Here is an 18,521-nt window from a genome sequence, read left to right on the forward strand (position 1 = left end):
CTGTTTACAATGATTCAACCAAATCCTGGTAGTAGTCCAATCCCAGGTGGGTGATCAGATCTTCGCCCATGATGTGGCGCAATGTGTTTTGCAATTTGATAAGCTGCTTAAAGATGTCGTGTTCCGGACGCAGGCCGGGTGCGGTCTGCGGCGATTTGAAGTAGAACGACAACCATTCCTGGATGCCACTCATGTTGGCGCGTTTCGCGAGGTCGAAGAACAACGCGAGGTCCAGCACGATGGGGGCAGCCAAGATCGAGTCACGGCACAGGAAGTTGATTTTGATTTGCATGGGATAACCCAACCATCCGAAGATGTCGATGTTGTCCCAGCTCTCCTTGTTGTCGCCGTGGGGAGGATAGTAGTTGATGCGGATCTTGTGATAGAGATCGCCATAGAGTTCGGGGCTCAGTTCGGGCTGAAGAATGTCTTCAAGCACGCCCAGCTTCGACACTTCTTTTGTTTTGAAGTTGTCGGGATCGTCGAGCACAAGGCCGTCGCGGTTTCCGAGAATGTTTGTGGAGAACCATCCGCGTATGCCCAGCGAGCGTGCGTGCAGGCCAGGTGCCAGAATGGTTTTCATCAGTGTTTGTCCGGTCTTGAAATCTTTGCCGCCGATGGGCACGCCGAGTTCTTTGGCCAGGTCTACCAATGCCGTGATGTCGCAGCTCAGGTTGGGTGCACCGTTTGCAAACGGCACGCCTTTCTTGATGGCTGCATAGGCATAGATCATGCTGGGCGAAATGAGCGGATCGTTGTTGCGCAAGCCGTCTTCGAAGCTGTAGATGTTTTGGTGCACGTCTGCTTCTTCGATGTACTTTTCGGTAGAGCCACACCACACCATCACGAGGCGTGAGCAGTCATTTTCTTTTTTAAAGTTTTCGATGTCTTCCATCACGGCGAGGGCGAGGTCGTATTTGGTCGCCGCTTCTTTCACGTGTTTGCCATCGAGGTTGCGCACATAGTCCTTGTCGAACACAGCCTTCATCGGCTTGATTTTTTCCAGTTCACTCTGGATGGGTTGGAGCAAGCCCAGTTCCAATACTTTCGCATTCACCGCGGCTTCATAGACGTTGTCGCTATACACGTCCCATCCGCCAAACACGATGTCGTTCAGGCTGGCCAGGGGCACAAAGTCTTTGATTTTGGGGTAGCGGTTTTCGGTGCGTTTTCCCAGGCGGATGTTTCCGGTTTGGGTGAGCGATCCAACGGGTTGAGCCAGTCCTTTCTTCACGGCTTCCACGCCGGCAATCATGGTTGTGGCCACGGCACCGAGACCAGGTATGAGTATACCTAGTTTTCCATTTGCCTCTTCAATTTGTTCTTTCATACTACGGGGTTGGGGTTGTTAAAAAAATCAATTCAGTGGCTTCTATGGCTTCAGCCATGTGTTGTCTTTATACCATTGAATGGTTTCCGCCAGGCCGCTGGCCAGATCGTAGCGGGGCGTGAACCCCAGGTCGCGGTGTATGCTGTCGATGCTGACAGACCAACTGGCGGCGGTGAGCTCGGCCAGCTTGTCCTGGTTTAACGCAGGCATTTGTCCCTGCATTTTTCCAACCGTTTCCTGAACAAAGGCCAAGGCCCGCACCATGCTCATGGGTATGTGAACCTTCAATGTTTTTCTGCGCAGTATCGCTTTGGTCAGATTCGCTAGTTCATAGCGATCGTAGCTATGACCATCGGCCACGTTGTAGGCACCGTGCGTGATGGGACTGAACAGCGCATCGACGGCCACCTGTGCCAGGTCTTTCACGTAGATGAAGCTCAGCGTTTGTGCCTGTTTGCCAATGTAGGGCTCGATGCCCTGGGCAATGGTCTTCAATACTATAAAAATGTCGCGGTCGCGCGGGCCATACACGGCCGTGGGACGCAACACAATGGTGGGCAATGCGGTGAGCGCCAGCAAATAGGTTTCGGCCAGCAACTTGCTTCTGCCATAGCGTGTGACCGGGCGCGGGGCATCGGTTTCGCTAATGGGATGGCCGTTGTGTGCCGGCCCCATGGCGGCGAGGCTGCTGATGAACACAAATTTCTTCAGGGGAATCTGCGACTGTGTTAGCGTCATCCCCAGGTTGCGTGTGTAGTCGGCGTTGATTTGATTATACGACGCTTCGGTCAGCGCTTTGGTGGCGCCGGCGGCGTGAATGATGTACTGATATTGTTTTGCTTCCAGGTCGGCACGCACGGCGTGCAGGTTCGAATAGTCGGCCGTGGTGAACTGGATGGGCAGGTGTTTCAGGTGATCGATGTTGCTTGACGCGCGCACCGCGGCGAAGACCTCAAGGTCTTTACGCAACGCTGCTTCGATGAGGTGATACCCCACAAAGCCGCTCGCCCCGGTGATGAGTACGCGTTCTTTCATAATGCTTTTTCAAAAATGCGATAGCGTTTGTAGGGCACGCCCTTGATGTGCTGGAGTGCCGTGTTCATCAGGTCGTTGTTTTCCAGAATCCAGGACGCTTCCGCACGCTTGTATTTCTTGCGGCGATAGGCTTCGATGATGAGCGCATAGAAACACGCTTCGATGCCCAGCTTGCGATAGCCGTCCAGCACGCCCAGGGCCAACACGCGGATGCCGTTGATTTTCTTCAATCCAAAAAGCAATTTGAACAAACCAAACGGCAACAGTCTTCCTTTGCGGATGGTGATGAGCAATTGGTTGATGTCGGGAATGGCCAGCGAGAAGCCGATCACTTTTCCGTCTTTCTCGGCCACCATACAAAAGTCGGTGTCGAGAATCATCTTCATGTCTTTGGCGAGGTAGTCGAATTCCTTGTCGGTCATAGGCACAAAACCAAGGTTGCGGTCCCACGCCGAGTTGTATACTTCGCGTATCTTCACCACTTCTTCGTCGAAGTTCTTTTTGTTGACGGTGCGCAGTGTGATGCCTTTGTTTTTCAACCGGGCAATCAACGCTTCCTTCAGGCGCACAGATTTGTCGTCGTAGCCGTCTTCGCCAAAGCGATAGGCCACGAGGTCCACTTTCTTGCGAAACCCGGCCTGGTCCACCAGCGACTCGTAGTATTCCTTGTTGTAGGTCATCATGGCAAACGGCGGCGAGTCGTAGCCTGCAATGAGGAGACCACACGTTTCGTTTGTCGAGAAGTTTACGGGACCGATAATGGTTTTCACCTTTTGTTCGCGCAGCCATTTTTCAGCTTCCTGAAACAGGAGCGCGTTGATCTCGCCATCGTTCACTGCATCATAAAAACCAAAGAAGCCATCTTCGGCTTCGTTGAATTTGTTGTGATTGTTGTTGAGGATGGCGGCGATGCGGCCCACGATTTTGTCTTTATCGTAGGCCAGAAAGAGCTGAAGCTTGGAGTGCTCGTGAAAAGGATGTTTGCCCGGCGTTAAGAGATCGCGCTGTGCAATGAACAACTCCGGCACGTAGCAGGGATCATCTTTGTATAACTCATGAGGAAAATCTATAAAAGCCGCCAACTGCGGTTTTGAATTTACGGGCACTACTCGCTTCATCGTATACGTTCTTTAATTTTCAGCACGCCCACTTGCCGGAACGTGAGGGCCAGTTTTTCGATGGCTTCTTCAATCTGGCTAAAGGTGTGTGTGGCCATCAGCGAAAAGCGGAGCAGCGAGGCTTGCGAGGGCACGGCGGGCGATACCACCGGGTTCACAAAGATTCCCTGTTGCTGCAGCAGGCTGGTGACCATAAAGGTTTTTTCATTGTCGCGAACATAGATGGGGATGATGGGGCTTTCGGTTTCGCCCACATCAAATCCTTCTCCTCTCAGCAAGCTCAGGGCATAGCGGGTATTGTTCCACAATTGCTCCATGTGCTGGGGTTCGGTTTCCAGAATATCGAGGGCTGCAATGACGCTGGCCGCCGAGGCGGGTGTCATGCTGGCGCTGAAGATGAGTGAGCGGGCCTGATGCTTCAGGTAGTCTATGGTGTCGGCATCGCTGGCCACAAAGCCTCCGAGCGACGCCAGCGATTTGCTGAACGTGCCGGTGATGATGTCCACCTTGTCGTCGAGGTTGAAGTGTGAGGCTGTGCCGGCACCTTTGTGGCCGATCACGCCGAGACTGTGGGCATCGTCCACCACGATGGTGGCGCCGTATTGGCCGGCGAGGGCTACAATTTCGGGCAGCTTGGCAATGTCGCCTTCCATGCTGAAAATGCCGTCGACGGCAATGATCTTGATCGACTCTTCGGGCAGCGTGCTGAGACGGCGCGCGAGGTCGTTCATGTCGTTGTGCGCATATTTGATGACACGCGAAAACGACAGGCGCGTGCCGTCGTAGATAGACGCGTGGTCGTATTCGTCGAGGATCAGGTAGTCGTTGCGACCGGTGAGGCTTGACATCACGCCCAGGTTCACCTGGAAGCCTGTGCTGAATATGAGGGCAGCAGGTTTGCGTGTGAAGGCCGCAATGCGGTTTTCCAGTTCGATGTGGATGTCGAGGGTTCCGTTCAGAAAACGCGAACCTGCGCAGCCCGTACCATACTTCTCGATGGCCTTTTGAGATGCCTCCTTAATGCGCGGATGGTTGGTCAACCCCAAATAGGAATTGGAACCAAACATGAGTACGCGCTTTCCATCGATGATCACCTCGGTGTCCTGAGCTGACGAGATGGGCCGAAAATAAGGATAGATGCCCTTCTCTCGGGCCTCCTTGGCCGCTGTGAAATGGGCGATCCGGGCTTGTAAAAGTTTGTTCATGCAGGGTAGAAATCAAGTGTTATCTGAACCTTATAAGTCCGAATTCCGTTTCGTCTGGATACTTAGACGTCGGAAATCGGATTTTATTCTAAAGTATATTTCGAACGATTTCGTTTTCTGGTCCAAAAGTAGAACAAGTTTTTAACTTTGATCTAACGAAAAGATAAAAAAAATATAATTACCAGCCCAGTACGGGAGGCATTTTCAAACACTTGTTTAAATCTGTGTTTGTATCGTTTGCGCTATTCTTTATCTTCAGTTTACACGCTTTCTTTTCCCTTATTTCATACTGTTTCAAACGGGTGAGTCTCTCTCTTTCCGGAACAAATTTGTGGTCATTCGGCCAGTCCGGAACCACCGTGATTCATCCATCACAATCCGCTATTTAATCACTTCTTTTCCAGACCAGCCGGGCAAGGCCAATGCCGTGGCAGCATCCCATGCTTTCCGACGGTTGCCCTGAGCATCGGTGAGCCATATTTCTGTGGCCGTGGCCGGTACCCGGAACGCACGGGTGGATTGCGACAGATAGCCGGAACCATAATATAATTCCCTTCGCTGCTTCTTGCCGTCGGGTAAGGTCACCTCGGCCCAGACATCGCCGGGGCGCGGTTTTATCCAGACGCCTGATCCAGATTGTTCGAATACTTTCACGCTGTCGCGGGTGGCTGTGGCCATCCACAGCGTGGTGCCAGCGGCCCCGGGCAGCGACACCAGACTCTTGGCGTCGTTGTTCACAAAGAAGCCGCTACGGGCCACGGGCAGCGCTGTGAAGTTGCCTGTGCCATCGCCCAGCAGGGTCACGCCTATGCCGGCGTCATAAAGCCCCGAGAGCGGGTCGGTTGCGTAGGCGTTGCCGATGGCCAACAGGTCGAGGTTGCCGTCGCGGTTGACGTCGGTGGCCTGCATGCCGTTGAGCGGCGAGAACTGGACTGTGATGGGGAGTGGTCGTGTCGTGAATTTTCCACCGCCCTGGTTTTCCATATAGATTGAAGCGAAGGTAGTGGCTCGATAGATGAGGGCGCCGTCAAGTTGTTCTTTGGTGAGTATGGCTTGCAGGGGTGCGTTGCCATAGATGTTGTAGCGAACCAGTTTTCGCTTCAGGCTCACGATCTGGTCGGTGAGGGTTTCGCGCGGGTGCGTCAAAAATTCTTTGCCTTGCACATAGCGTGTGATGAGGGGATCGAACGAGCCGTTGCCATCGAAGTCTTTCGCGTAGATGCTAACGGGTTCGGTGGGCGATGCCTGGAAGAGGGAATTGAGACCCAGGTTTCCACACACATAGTCAGTGTCGCCGTCGTTGTCGAAATCGCCTCCCACAATGCTGCTCCACCAGCCCACGCCGTCGGCAAAGGCGGGTGAGAAAGATTTGCCTCCATTGTTTTTGAAGAACGAAACCGGCATCCACTCTCCCACCAAAGCCAGGTCGGTCCAGCCATCGTTATCAAAATCGGTCCATAGGGAGGCTGTCACCATGCCTACACGCCGCAAGGCCGGCAACAACGATGACGTCACGTCGGTGAATTTTCCCTTGCCTTCATTTTGCAACACCATGCTTTGGGGTGCTTCGGGATAGCGCAAGGGCGAGATTCTTCCACCCACAAAAAGATCGACGTCGCCATCGTGGTCGAAGTCGCATGCCGTCACCGTGCTGCCGCTGCTGTTTTCTTTTGGCAACGCCGTGGTGTCCTGCACGAGTTTGTTTCCGGTGTTGCGATAGAAGCGGTCCTGATAGGCATTGGCGGCGAGGCCAAATTCGGAGCTTCCGCTCACGCAATACAAGTCGAGATCGTTGTCCTGGTCGGCATCGAAGAGCAACATGCTCATGTCTTCCGACGTCTTTGGCGATAGGGAGTCGCGTTTGAAGGTTCCGTTTTTCTGCTGATAGAACAACAGCGTGGCGTGTTGTGCGGGGCCGCAAAGCACCACGTCTTCCAGTCCGTCGCCATTTACATCGCCCACCGAAATGCCCGGGCCAGCCTGTGAATATTTCTGCGGCAGCGTGGCCGTGGATTTGAAGTCGATGTAGTCAGGTTCGCTGTGTTTGTATTGGAGCTTCGCGGTTGCCGAAGCGTTAACAAAAAACGGTTGGGATACTGTTTTTTTCTGATCGGCCACGTCTCCGGCGTTCTTGTGGTCCAAAGCGATTACCTGATTGGCTTTCACATTCGTCAGAATCTGCGATTTGCCATCGGGCCAAACAACACTCAACGTGTCCACGGTGTTCAGCGTGTCCAATCCAAAGTGAAGATAGGACTCGACAGACGATTGATAGCCGCGCTGCACCTGATACTCACGGTACTGCTTCTTTCCCCTTGACGTGATCTCTACTTTTGTGCCCAGGCCATTGGCGTTGCCCGTCGGGCCTTTGAATGCTACGCGCAGGTAGTTTCCTTTGCCGTCGCCCATTTCCACGGTGTTGTTGCGATAGAGAAAGGCTTCGTCGTTGATGTTGTTGATGACGAGGTCGAGGTCCCCGTCGTTGTCGAGGTCGGCATAGGCGGCGCCGTTGCCATAGGCTTCCTGCACCATGCCCCATTCGGCCGATTTGTTGGTGAAGCGAAGGTCGCCGTTGTTCCGGAACAGCAGGTCGGGTTTCTTCACCCCTTCGATCTCGTTGACGGCCGTGAGCAATTTTTTGAGCCGCGTGGCGTCGGTGCCGAACATGGACGACTCTTTGCTGTAGGCCACAAAGTCGAGGTTGGTGATGTCTTTGCGATAGCCGTTGGTGATGAGCACATCCTGCCAGCCGTCGTTGTCGAGGTCGGCCATGAGCGCGCTCCAGCTCCAGTCAGTGGCATAGATGCCCGACAAGTAGCCGATGTCACTAAAGGTGCCGTTGCCGTTGTTGAGCTGCAGCACGTTGCGCACATACTGCGGGCTGTATTTCATCTGGATGTTTTTGTGGAAGCGATCGTAGGCGATGGTGGGGAACATGGTTTTCTGGCGCAGGTTGTCTTCGGGCATCATGTCTACCACCACAATGTCGTTGAGGCCGTCGTTGTTGATATCGCCAATGTCCGCGCCCATGCCATTGTATTCCTGGTGGCGCAGGCGATCCATTTCGTTTACAAATGCCCCCTGGCCCGTGTTGATGAACACGTGGTCGTTCGAGAGAAAGTCGTTGGCTACATACACATCGGGAAAGCCGTCGCGGTTAAGGTCGTTCACCACAATGCCCAGCCCCCACCCTTCCGTGAGAATGCCCGCCTCTGCCGACACGTCTTTGAACTGTGGCAGGCCATTCGTCACGCCTTCGTTTCTAAAAAATTTGTCCACGCTTTTGCCGGTGCCGTCTTTGCGTTGTCCGATGGGTGAGTTGCGCGAATAGTTTTCCAGGGCGTTGGTCAACAGGTACATGTCAAGGTCGCCATCGCGGTCGTAGTCCAGGAAGGCGGCTTGGGTGGAATAGCTCTGGTCGGCCAGGCCCACGCGGGCGGCCACTTCTTCAAACTGCGGCACGCCGTTGGCGTTGTTGCCCTTGTTGTGAAAGAGCAGGTTGGGCGATGTCTCGTTGTCGTGCGGGTTCACGGTGCAGACGTAAATGTCCAACCGTCCATCCTGATCAATATCCACCACCGACACACCGGTGCACCAGAGTTTTGTTTCCACGTTGGCGGCTTGTGTGATGTCGTCGAAGGCTAGCGATCCTTTATTCAAATACAATTTGCTGGTCACCATGTTGCCCGCCATGAAAATATCGGTGAGGCCGTCGTTGTTAAAATCGCCTGTGCCCACGCCCCCACCGTTGTACATATATTCGAACGACAAGACGTTGAGGGTGTCGCTTTCGGTGAGCAGGTTGTTGAACGTGATGCCGGTGTGGCCTGACGACAATAGCTCGAAGCGCGTGGGCGTGGTGTTGCAACTCCAGAGGAGTGCGAATAGCACTGCACAGGGTACAAAGTGTTTCATGAAGGGCCGTTGCAAAATAGTATTCGTAAAATAAATAAACCAGGGCAATGCAGCATTGCCCTGGTTCAAAAGTTTTTAGCAATTCTTGTACTCACCTCACATCAATATCCGGCATTTTGGTCGGCTTGCTTGATGTTGGGGTTGGTATTCAGTTCATCCTAAGGTATAGGCAGGATTTCGTATTGTTGGGTTCGAAATACGAAATCGGCTCGGGGTTCAGCTTATACATCACTGAATATTTCTTCCCGCTCACTTTTTGAGACACGCCCTTGAACATGCTCGAGTTGCCCAAATCAAAGCAAACCTCTCAAAAAACTAAGCCTTAAAAAGATCACTCCATTTTTTCACCGTCGCATTGTTCACCAGCGGCTTGGCCCACATGCCAATGCTGAAGACGTAGCCGAGCGTAATGAACATTACCAGCATCGCCATCTGCAGCCCCACGCCTTCCGCAAGGCCGCCAATGATCAACGGCACCACGGCGCCGCCGGCGATGCCGGTGCACAGAATGCCCGACAATGTGCCGTGGTGATTGGGTACCGAATTCATGCCCAACGAAAAAACCACCGACCACATGATCGACAAAAAGAAACCCGTGGCCGGAAACGTTATCAACGCCATCTCTACACTGCCAAACAGCGATGCTGCCAGCGCCACCATGGCGCCCGTTGCAAACACCATCAGCAACTTGCGGCTGTCGAAAAGTTTGAGCAAGGCCAGGCCCAGAAAGCAGCCCACCGTGATGAGGCCCCAAAAATAGGATATGATGCTGGCGCCCGTAGTGGCGGGGTCAACGTTGTGATAGATCTGCAGAAACTTCGAGGTCCAGTTGGCGATGCCTTGCTCGGTGCCGACGTAGGCGAAGATGCCGATAAAGTATAGGCGCACCGTGCGGTTGCGCAACAGTTCGCGAAGGGCTACGCCGGTGTCCATTTTCTCATCGTCTTTTAATTCCACTTTTGGAAAACGGACGAAGAAGATCACAGCGATCATGGCGAGGCACGTCACGGCAAACACCCAATAGAGGGACACCCATTTCAGCTCGGGGGTTACGATAGCATTGAAGAGTACGATGATGCCAGTGGCCTCACCGTGGTGGATGTTGCCCACCAGGGCGCTGTAGAGCCATGGACTGAGGAAGGACGCGGCACCAAAGAAAAAATTTGCCAGCACGGAGTTGAATGCAAAATGAGCTTCGCCGCCCGCATGCCGCAGCAGCGGATTGATAACCACCTGCAACATAGCCATGCCAATGCCAATGGAGAACAGCGAAAGCAGCGCGATTTCGAACGTGGGAAGCAACGCAAACAACAACGCCGCCACACAGGCCAGCGCAAACCCAAAGATGAGCACGCTCTTCTCCGAATATTTTTCGATGAGCACGCCCGCCGGAACGGACATGACGCCATAGGCCACAAAAAACGAAAACGGCAGAAAGCCGGCGAGGCCAATGCTCAGGTGAAAGCTGTCGATGATGTCGGGCACCAGCGGCCCCAGGATGTTGGTGAGAAAAGAAATGACGGAGAAAATGAGAAAGATGAGGAGGACAATGAATGTATTCTGCTTCATAGGTTTTGTAACTCCGGGCGTCCTAACCGGAAAAGTCGGGGCCGGAAATCAGGTTCACGATAAAGGTGCAAGCACGAGTGTTTACATCCTTCACCTTTAACGTCTAAGATACCTCAAAACGCGGCAATCGCAATCATTGATAATATAATATTCATGGCAACGTAAAGCTTTGGCAAGGGGAAAGACCGTTCTTCGCGCCGGGTTGCAAAAAAAACAACGCACAGGAAAGCGCAGGATGGTTTCCCCGAAAGGATTATTTAATTGCAAGACGGTGCCGTTCCATGGCAAAAGCAAAAAGCCAAAAACCATGACATCGATTGCGCATCGTTCGGTGGTGAACATTTTTCTGAAGACGTGTGCCCTTTTGGACGCGCGCACCGTGATTCAGAAATATTTTCGCTTCTCGCGCGCGCTTTTGCTTGAAGTGAGCGGGAAAGTTCCGATTTTAGAGGTGCTCCAACCGACATTGCCTCTTCCGGTTGAGACGCTTCATTGCCCAGATATCGTTCCACCAAATGGATGCTTGTTATGATCAAGATTATTTTACTCAGCGACTTTGCAGAAGAATATTACAAAAATCTGCTGCGGGGCATCACGCGATATTCGAAAGATCATGGCCCCTGGACGTTTTGCCGCATGCCCCAATACTATCGCGAAACCATTGGCATTGATGGCATTCTGGAATGGGCGCACGAATGGGGCGCCGACGGCATCATCGGACAATTTTATAACAGCGAAGAAGTAACGGAATTCACCAAGGCCAACATCCCGGTGATTGCCCAGGACTTTAAAGAACGGTTCACCAACATCCCCAACATCACCGGAGCCTATCACGAAACGGGACGGTTAGGCGCCGACTATTTCCTGAAAAAAGGATTCAAGAATTTTGCCTTCTATGGCTTCAACAACATTGTGTGGTCGCGCGAGCGCGCCCAGGGTTTTGAAGAACGTGTGAAGGAAGCGGGCTATGACGTGCACTATTATGAACACAAAGAATTGCGCACCCGCGACCTGTGGTACTACAAACCCTCCGAGCTGAGCCGCTGGCTGCAATCCCTACCCAAACCCATCGCGCTGATGACGTGCGACGACAACCAGGGCCATCACATCACCGAAGCTGCCGGCCACGCCGGCATCCGCCTTCCCGACGAAGTGGCCGTGCTGGGTGTAGACAACGACGAGATGCTGTGCAACCTCTCCGACCCTCCCCTATCGAGCATCAACCTCGACGCCGAAAAGTGTGGCTACGAAGCCGCCCGCATGATGGAGAAAATGATTACGCAAAAAAACTTTGTCGCCCGCGACATTGTAGTTAAACCCACCCACATCATCACCCGCCACTCTACCGACATCTTTGCCAGCAACGACAAATACATCGTGAACGCATTGAAATACATCCACGAAAATCTCGATAAAAATCTGAAGGTAGACCAGGTATTGCGCGAGGTGCCGTTGTCAAGACGGTCGCTGGAGAAACGGTTCATTCAAACCACGGGCTACCCGGTGTATGAATACATCTACAACCAGCGCATCGAAAAATTCACACAGAAACTTCTGGAAACCGATCTCACCATTTTCGAAATCGCCCTCGACCTCGGCCTGACCGACAGCAAAAACATTGCGCGTCAGTTCAAACAAATCAAAGGGTTGACACCGGTAGAGTATCGCAAGAAATATATGGTATCCAAACAGGACGCCTAGGCGGTTACGGCGCGCTGAATTTTTTTGATGGCCTCGGCAAACTGCTCCATATCCTGGTGCGTGCCAAGCATGGCATGCTGCAAAATCCACACGGCTTCTTCGTAGCACGCCCGCTCCGCCACCTCGCAATGCACGTTGGTGTAGTCTACTTCTTCGGGGATGGCATAGCACATGAAATTCTTTTTCTGGAACACAGGCTGTTCATAGATGGGCTTGGGATAGCCCATAAATGCCGGCACACCTTCGGCCGCGAGTGTTTCGGCAAATTCTTTTTTCGATAGCCCGTTGAATTTTGTTTTGTCGTAGCGGAAAATATAGAGGTGATAGGTGTGCGTTGTTTCGCCGTGGCCCGTGGTGAGCGGCGATATGCCTTCGATGGGGGCCAGCAGTTCGCTCAGGTATTTGCCGTTGGCTTCCCGTTGTTGTGTTTGCGCATCCAGGCGTTCGAGTTGTTTTGAGAGCAGGGTGGCCTGCAGTTGCGTGATGCGATAGTTGCAGCCGAGGTAGTGGTGTTCATACCATTGCCCGCCTTTCACACGCCCCACGTTGCGGAGAGAGTTCATCCGGTCATAGAGTTGTTCATCGTCCGTCACAATGAGGCCACCTTCTCCCGCATTCAGATTCTTGGAAGATTGAAAGCTGAAGCATCCGGCGTGGCCGATCGAGCCCAGCTTCTTTCCCTTGTATGCGCCGCCGTGGGCATGCGCAGCATCTTCGATGACACGAAGGCCGTGTTTTTCGGCAATGGCCATGATGCCGTCCATGTTGCAGGCCAGGCCCGCAAAGTGCACGGGGATGATGGCCTTGGTACGCGCTGTAATGGCGGCTTCAATTTTTTCGGGGTCAAGATTATAAGTGTCGGGTTCGATATCCACAAAAACGGGAACACAGTTGGCTTCAATCACGATCGATGCCGTGGCAATGAACGTGTAGGGCGGCACAATCACTTCGTCGCCGGGCCGCACGCCCATGGCCATCAACGCGAGGCGAAGGGCCACCGATCCGTTGGCGCAAGTCATGGCATATTTACTGCCACAGTAGGCGGCAAAGTCTTTTTCAAATTTTTCCACGAGGCCACTACAGTCGGGGTTTCCCCACTGACCGCTGCGGGCAACTTCTGTCACGGCCTCCACATCGCCTTCGTCAAAAATGGGCCATTGAAATTTGGTGGTCACGGTTTTTGTTCCGCCGTGCAGGGCCAGGGTGTTGTTCATGTTCGTTTGTGTTTCCATCCTAAAGGTGAGCGTAACAAAGTTCAAGGGTCCGCAAAGAAGATTGCGGGAGGCAACGCGTGGGCTCCACGTTCTGTTCCACGCACGTGGCGAAATAGTCGATCTCGTCGTAGAAGCCTTCGCCGGCATCGCCCGCGGTTATTTTTTCGATGCCTTCGTCTGTAACGATATCGATGTGTTCCGGGCGCAGGCTGGCATATTGCACACTGGCGTTTTCGAAGCGCGCCATGTAGCCGGCCTGAAACGGAAATGCGGAATGAAATAGGTTGCCGCCTTCAATTTTTGCATGGGCTTCGGGGTAGTGCCAGTGCGCCACCACATAGTCGTGCATGCTCAGTGTGCCGGGATAGGCCTGTGCGTTAATTTTTTCAGGTTCGCCCAGGGCGTAAAAAAGAAAGTCGATGTCGTGGATCACCAGGTCGAACAAGGCGCCACCCGACGATCCGAAGTGTTGTTGTTTTTCTTTCCATTGTCCCCATGCGGGCAGGCCGGTGAAGCGTGTCAGCGAAATAAATTTCAGTGCACCAAAGGTTTTGTTGTCGATCCAGCTTTTCAGTTTCACATAGGGCGGCATGAAGCGCACCACGTGGCCCACCATGAGCTTCACGTTTTTTTCTTTTGCCTTCTGCATCATGGCGCGTGCTTCGTCGGGCACAAGACTCATCGGTTTTTCGATGAACACATGGCGACCGTGCTCCATCGCTTCCATGGCCAGGGTGAAGTGCAGGTCGGTGTGCACACAAAGTTGCACGATGTCGATGGTTTCGTTGCGCAGACATTCCTGTAGCGACGTGTAGCGTTTCACCTGTCGAAGGTCGTCGAGGTTCACATCGCCGGTCGAGAAATTTCCGGTTTGTGCATTGAGACGTTCGTCAATATCATTCGGGTGACGCGTCACAATGGCTTGCAGCTTCAGGCGTTTGTTGCGCAGAACGTTGGCGGCATGTGTGATGCCCATAAATCCGAATCCAACAATGGCGACGTGTATCATGGTTGTGTTGTTGCTTTCACCCAATCTACAGGAAAAGAAACATATTTTATAGTCTTGCCCGGCTTCACATCGTCGCGGTGATAGCTGTACACCACGTGAATGATTCCATCGGCGCCCACAATCACGGAAGGATAGTGGCTGGAGGTTGCGTCTTTTGTGCGTGTATCGTTCTCGATGTTGCGTTTCCATTTCCACGTTGCGCCTTCGTCGTCAGAGATGGCGACGGCGAGGTTGAAGCGTTCCACTTCCGTGTCATTAAACACCATGAGCCATTCGCCGTTGGGAAGTGTCACCATGTCGAAGCCTGCGCCGGGGTTGGGAAGGATGTCGTCTTTGGCGATGCTCCAGGTCAGGCCGCGGTCGTGCGACTCGGTGCGTTGCATGCGCAGGGGTGGCGGTCCGTTGTCGCGGAGGTAGGCCACCAGTGTGCTGTCTTTTTTGATGGCGATGGTCGGCTGAATGCCCACGCCGCCCAGGATGGGGTTGCTGTATTGCCAATGCGCGCCGTCGTCGTCAGATAGGGCAAAGAGCGAACCGTCAAAGCCGTCCGAATACAGCGGCAGGATCAAACGATTGCCTACGTAGACTGCTTTGTTTTTTGTTTGCCAGCCCAGTCGTCGTGTCAACGGGTAGCCCAGCTTGGCAGAGGTGTCGTGGGCGTCGTCGGTTATTCGTCCGCTTCGCAGCATGTTGGCGCCGCGCGAAAGGCTGTCCATTTTCCGGCGGTAGGCTTTCCAGTCGCTCATCAGCAGAGCTTTGGCGCTGTCGGCTGTTTGAGGCAGCACCGACGTTTTCAAATAGGCTTCATATTGCAGCAACTGATCGTCTACCTGCCGCACAAACTTGTCGTTTGGTTGAATGCCCCGCTCCGTTTTGTCGCCGGCTTTCACCAGCAACACGTTGTGGCCCGTCCACTCGGGCGCGCCCGGCTGATCATATTTTTCGCTGCACTGATATAACAACAAAGACGTTTCCCATTGGTTGGCCAGCACGGCATACCACATGAGCCAAAGCTTGTGTTGACGGTCCATGAACAGAATGGGGTTGATGTCGGGGAAGCCATCCACATCGGCCATGGTGAACACGGGCGACCATGTGGTATCTCCTTTTACGAGGCGCGACCCCACGATGCGCACGTCGTCGGCCCACCGCTCGCCCGAACCTTGAAACCACGCCGAAAGCAAATCGCCGTTGGGCAACTCCACCACGGTGGAGCCATGCACGTGTTGATCCTGGAAGGGAAAAATAATAGCCGACTGCAAGGTGTCGGTAGGTTGCGTGGTATGTCGCGATGGTTTGCAGGCTGATGCTGCCAGCACGCACAACAGGATGACTAAGGTTCTCGGGTGTATCATGGGGTTACTTCACTTCTTTTTGGTTTAGGGCCAGTGTTTTTTTCACTGCAGCCACGTCGTCGGTTTGAATGAGATCGATGCCCAGGTGCAGGGCGCGCTCATAGGCCTGGGGGGTGTCGTTCTCGTCGAGCAGATCGGAGAACACGCGGACGCCGGCGGCATGGCAGCGACTCACGAGGTCGGCATTCAGGGCGCGAAAGTCTACATCGAACGCATAGGGTTTCAGGCTGGCAATCACCTCCGCTTCACGCGCAACGCCCGGGTGACCCGGCATGAGGCGCGCGTGACTAGATTCTCCGCGAACCGCTTGTAATGTTTTTTCGTCGCCATAGAAAACGGCGGAGTCCAGCAGGTTGTAGCGCTGAAGGGTGTTCACCACTTCGCGTGCGTTGATGTCTTTGCTGTCGACATACAGCCGGCTATAGTGCGACGATGTTTTGTTGTGACGGCTAACCAATTCGCACAGGGCTTCAAATGTCGGCACTTTTTCTTTGGCAAATTTTTTATCGAACCACTTTCCCGCGGAAAGATTTTGAATGTCGTGCAAGGTCACGGTGTTCACGGCCGCGTCTTTTCCGGTGGTGCGTTTTAGTGATCTGTCGTGAAGACACACTTGTGCACCGTCGGCCGTGGTGCGCACGTCTACTTCGAGGAAGTCGGCTTTCATTGCCATGGCGACCTCAAAGGCTGCGAGTGTATTTTCGGGGGCCTGTCTTGATGCGCCGCGGTGTGCGGACACCAGCGGCGGGCGTGCCACATGTTTCACGCTCACCACATACGAAAGCAAGGTCATGCCCGCAAATGCAATGGCCAGCATTTTCTGATCGCGTAACGTCTTTAGCACTTTCATACGCGCATCATTGCTCCCAACCGTTTTCCGCCAACGCCTTCATCACTTTTTCGGGTTCGTCGGTTTGAATGATGCTGGCGCCGTGTTCCAATAATTTCTTTAAGGCACGTTTTTCTTTTCCCTTCCGGATGTCGTCGTCGGGCTGGCCCAACGCATTGATCCACGCACGCGCATAACTTTCTTTGATGAGCTGTATCGTTTCGGGCGAATAGAACGATTCGTCGATGTGCACCACGGGCGGATCGAACAGCACGATGGCCGAGTCGGTCTCTGTGTAGCGATGCGCACGTGGCATGATCATGAAGTCGGGATCGGCTTTGTGAATGGCCGAAAGTATGGCATAGTCGCTGTCGAAGAAAAATACGATGTCTTTTGTTTCGGTTTTCCGGATCACTTTCAGAATGCTCTCGATGCGATCGGTTTTCAAATCGAGGTCTACCAGAATTTTTCCTTCGGCCACACCCAGCGCTTCTTCGAGCGACGGAATTTTGAGCGCTGTGCGTTTGCCTTTGTCGATGATGACAAACTTTTGCAGCTCGCTCCACGTCAATTCTTCCGGGTCGCCTTTTCCGTTGGTGGTGCGGTCCATGGTTTTGTCGTGCATGAGAAACGGCACACCGTCTTTCGACACCTTCACGTCAATCTCCACAATGTCGACGCCCAGATCGATGGCGGCCTGAATGGCCTTGAGCGAATTTTCAGGGTAGCGATGATGCTCTGCACGATGTGCCGCCACCAACACGCGACCTGCCGGATCGAGCAACACGCGGCGTATGGCATCCACGTGTTGCTTCTGCGTCCACCCGGCAATGGGAAGAAGTAAACAAAAAAGAAAAACTATGAGACGCTGGCGCATGGGGTGTTACTTTACAAATACTTCGTCGTTGTCGGCCACATACATGCGGGTGCTCTCGGTGTATTCGCCGCCGTTGGGATCTTTGTATTTCAGATCAAGATAAAACGCACGGTAGCCCTTAGGGGGGAACGCCTGCTTCGAGGTGACCAGGTCCGTTTTCTTTTTCAGACCCAGGCTTTTGCCCGTCCATTTCTCGTCGCGGAAATCGGTGTCGGTCGATTCGGTGGTCCACAGGATGGCGTCGACCAGCTGATCGGCCGATGCTTTCACGCTGAGGGTGATGCCTTTTTTGTTGTAGGTCAGCTGTGGTGCGCACAAGGGATACGGTGCATGCATCAGGGTTTCGCCAAAGAAAGCGCTGAGTGCAGTAAGGGCTTGTTTCTTGTCGCCCAGGTCGTGGCCCACGTTGGGCACATAGTGCACGAAGTTCTGACCGGGTATGCTGTCGATATAATGTTTGATGGCGTCTACCGTCCAGTATTCGTCGTTGGTGCCCATGAAGAGCATTTTGGGCATGGTTAATTTTTTGCGATACGAATAGGGATCAACCATCGTGGTGATGGCTTCGCCTTTTTCGGAGCGTGAGTTTTGGGGGATACCCAGCTTCACATAGTCTTCGATCTGCACGCTATAGGCTTTCCACATCGTGATCTGGTATTCCAGGTTCACCGGCATATTCAGGATGTCGATCACCATCGGCGCGATGGCCGCCACACGCGCATCGTTTGCACCTGTGAGCCACGTGGTCCAGCCACGCTTGGAGGCACCCGACACCACGAAGCGGTTCACGTCGTGTTTCAATGTTTCTTTCGCGAAGGCCTGCACGGCGTCCATGGCGCGCACGGCGCTTTTCACCATGGGGAACAGCAAGGGCCAGGAGTAGTCGCCGTCTTCTTTGAAGTTGTGAAGCGTGAACGAGATCAGCGCATCTTCGGTGAGGTCGCCATAGAGGGGTTGGTTGGGCGTTTGACGCAGCACCGCCACGATGGCTTTGTTTTTCTGCGCCACACCGGCCATCGTCTTGTGAAATTCGTCGCCCTGGCTTGACCAGTTGGGCACACCTTTTTTGTTGCTGCCGCCGGTGATGAACAACATTGCGCCGTCGTATTTATTTTCGGCAGGCACAAGAATCGTTAACTGGTGCGTCCACACATATTCGTGCCATTGCTGCGAGATGAGCAACAGGCTGTAGGCTTTCACATCGCCTATGGTATAGCTGTCTTTTACTTCCCATCGAAAAATCTTGTCGCCGTTGTTCAGGTAACCTTGCAACGCGTTGGTGGGCGTGAGTTGCGCCACGGCCGCACCACTGCAGGCCATCAACAGCACGATACAAACCAGAGATGATAATGTCTTTTTCATGT

At 53.5% G+C, this 18,521-nt stretch carries 14 protein-coding genes; 2 read left to right on the forward strand and 12 right to left on the reverse strand.

The annotated features are described in order from the left end of the window. Positions 1-4: 4 nt before the first annotated feature. The 6 genes from JI741_RS00345 to JI741_RS00370 form a co-directional block, all read right to left on the reverse strand. Positions 5-1,330: an inositol-3-phosphate synthase gene (locus JI741_RS00345; RefSeq protein ID WP_202006614.1), complete on the reverse strand. Its 1,326-nt coding sequence runs from the start codon at positions 1,328-1,330 to the stop codon at positions 5-7. Positions 1,331-1,372: 42 nt separating this feature from the next. Next, entirely contained in the window at positions 1,373-2,365 is a 993-nt protein-coding gene (locus tag JI741_RS00350) for an NAD-dependent epimerase/dehydratase family protein (protein ID WP_202006615.1), read from the reverse strand. Continuing rightward, positions 2,362-3,483, reverse strand: coding sequence for a hypothetical protein (locus tag JI741_RS00355; protein WP_202006616.1), 1,122 nt, complete (start codon positions 3,481-3,483; stop codon positions 2,362-2,364). The genes JI741_RS00350 and JI741_RS00355 overlap by 4 nt, the downstream gene beginning before the upstream one ends. Beyond that, complete coding sequence (gene spt, locus JI741_RS00360; protein WP_202006617.1) at positions 3,480-4,688, reverse strand: serine palmitoyltransferase; 1,209 nt, start codon at positions 4,686-4,688, stop codon at positions 3,480-3,482. The genes JI741_RS00355 and spt overlap by 4 nt, the downstream gene beginning before the upstream one ends. Before the next feature lie 381 nt (positions 4,689-5,069). Further along, positions 5,070-8,603, reverse strand: coding sequence for a VCBS repeat-containing protein (locus JI741_RS00365; RefSeq protein WP_202006618.1), 3,534 nt, complete (start codon positions 8,601-8,603; stop codon positions 5,070-5,072). 315 nt (positions 8,604-8,918) lie between these two features. Further along, positions 8,919-10,172, reverse strand: a complete 1,254-nt coding sequence (locus JI741_RS00370; RefSeq protein WP_202006619.1) for an MFS transporter — start codon at positions 10,170-10,172, stop codon at positions 8,919-8,921. A gap of 169 nt (positions 10,173-10,341) precedes the next feature. On the opposite strand from JI741_RS00370, the gene JI741_RS00375 reads away from it, so the two are divergent. Both JI741_RS00375 and JI741_RS00380 read left to right on the forward strand, forming a co-directional pair. Next, complete coding sequence (locus JI741_RS00375) at positions 10,342-10,704, forward strand: hypothetical protein (RefSeq protein WP_202006620.1); 363 nt, start codon at positions 10,342-10,344, stop codon at positions 10,702-10,704. Further along, positions 10,701-11,873: an AraC family transcriptional regulator gene (locus tag JI741_RS00380; RefSeq protein WP_202006621.1), complete on the forward strand. Its 1,173-nt coding sequence runs from the start codon at positions 10,701-10,703 to the stop codon at positions 11,871-11,873. The genes JI741_RS00375 and JI741_RS00380 overlap by 4 nt, the downstream gene beginning before the upstream one ends. Here the strand turns inward: JI741_RS00380 and JI741_RS00385 are convergent. The 6 genes from JI741_RS00385 to JI741_RS00410 are packed head-to-tail and all read right to left on the reverse strand — an operon-like array spanning position 11,870 to position 18,519. After that, positions 11,870-13,087 carry a DegT/DnrJ/EryC1/StrS family aminotransferase gene (locus JI741_RS00385; protein ID WP_202006622.1) on the reverse strand — a complete coding sequence of 406 codons (1,218 nt, stop codon included), beginning with the start codon at positions 13,085-13,087 and terminating at the stop codon, positions 11,870-11,872. The two genes, JI741_RS00380 and JI741_RS00385, sit on opposite strands and share 4 nt — an antisense overlap. Positions 13,088-13,106: 19 nt before the next feature. Further along, on the reverse strand, positions 13,107-14,096 hold the full coding sequence (locus JI741_RS00390; RefSeq protein WP_202006623.1) for a Gfo/Idh/MocA family protein: 990 nt from the start codon (positions 14,094-14,096) through the stop codon (positions 13,107-13,109). Next, the gene (locus JI741_RS00395; protein WP_202006624.1) at positions 14,093-15,451 is read right to left on the reverse strand and encodes a sialidase family protein; all 1,359 of its coding nucleotides are present in this window, start codon (positions 15,449-15,451) and stop codon (positions 14,093-14,095) included. The genes JI741_RS00390 and JI741_RS00395 overlap by 4 nt, the downstream gene beginning before the upstream one ends. Positions 15,452-15,455: 4 nt before the next feature. Continuing rightward, a complete protein-coding gene (locus JI741_RS00400; RefSeq protein ID WP_202006625.1) occupies positions 15,456-16,301 on the reverse strand; it encodes a glycerophosphodiester phosphodiesterase in 846 nt (281 codons plus the stop codon). Between the two features lie 7 nt (positions 16,302-16,308). Beyond that, complete coding sequence (locus JI741_RS00405) at positions 16,309-17,157, reverse strand: glycerophosphodiester phosphodiesterase family protein (RefSeq protein ID WP_202006626.1); 849 nt, start codon at positions 17,155-17,157, stop codon at positions 16,309-16,311. 6 nt (positions 17,158-17,163) lie between these two features. After that, entirely contained in the window at positions 17,164-18,519 is a 1,356-nt protein-coding gene (locus tag JI741_RS00410; protein WP_202006627.1) for a PhoPQ-activated pathogenicity-related family protein, read from the reverse strand. Between the last annotated feature and the right edge of the window lie 2 nt (positions 18,520-18,521).

It is taken from the genome of Chryseolinea lacunae (assembly GCF_016735595.1).
Taxonomy (GTDB): Bacteria; Bacteroidota; Bacteroidia; order Cytophagales; family Cyclobacteriaceae; genus Chryseolinea; species Chryseolinea lacunae.

Excerpts from the sequence above, each read along its gene's own strand:
- JI741_RS00345 (WP_202006614.1), bottom strand. The coding sequence starts at position 1,330 with ATGAAAGAACAAATTGAAGAGGCAAATGGAAAACTAGGTATACTCATA.
- JI741_RS00350 (WP_202006615.1), bottom strand. The coding sequence starts at position 2,365 with ATGAAAGAACGCGTACTCATCACCGGGGCGAGCGGCTTTGTGGGGTAT.
- JI741_RS00355 (WP_202006616.1), bottom strand. The coding sequence starts at position 3,483 with ATGAAGCGAGTAGTGCCCGTAAATTCAAAACCGCAGTTGGCGGCTTTT.
- spt (WP_202006617.1), bottom strand. The coding sequence starts at position 4,688 with ATGAACAAACTTTTACAAGCCCGGATCGCCCATTTCACAGCGGCCAAG.
- JI741_RS00365 (WP_202006618.1), bottom strand. The coding sequence starts at position 8,603 with ATGAAACACTTTGTACCCTGTGCAGTGCTATTCGCACTCCTCTGGAGT.
- JI741_RS00370 (WP_202006619.1), bottom strand. The coding sequence starts at position 10,172 with ATGAAGCAGAATACATTCATTGTCCTCCTCATCTTTCTCATTTTCTCC.
- JI741_RS00380 (WP_202006621.1), top strand. The coding sequence starts at position 10,701 with ATGATCAAGATTATTTTACTCAGCGACTTTGCAGAAGAATATTACAAA.
- JI741_RS00385 (WP_202006622.1), bottom strand. The coding sequence starts at position 13,087 with ATGAACAACACCCTGGCCCTGCACGGCGGAACAAAAACCGTGACCACC.
- JI741_RS00390 (WP_202006623.1), bottom strand. The coding sequence starts at position 14,096 with ATGATACACGTCGCCATTGTTGGATTCGGATTTATGGGCATCACACAT.
- JI741_RS00395 (WP_202006624.1), bottom strand. The coding sequence starts at position 15,451 with ATGATACACCCGAGAACCTTAGTCATCCTGTTGTGCGTGCTGGCAGCA.
- JI741_RS00400 (WP_202006625.1), bottom strand. The coding sequence starts at position 16,301 with ATGAAAGTGCTAAAGACGTTACGCGATCAGAAAATGCTGGCCATTGCA.
- JI741_RS00405 (WP_202006626.1), bottom strand. The coding sequence starts at position 17,157 with ATGCGCCAGCGTCTCATAGTTTTTCTTTTTTGTTTACTTCTTCCCATT.
- JI741_RS00410 (WP_202006627.1), bottom strand. The coding sequence starts at position 18,519 with ATGAAAAAGACATTATCATCTCTGGTTTGTATCGTGCTGTTGATGGCC.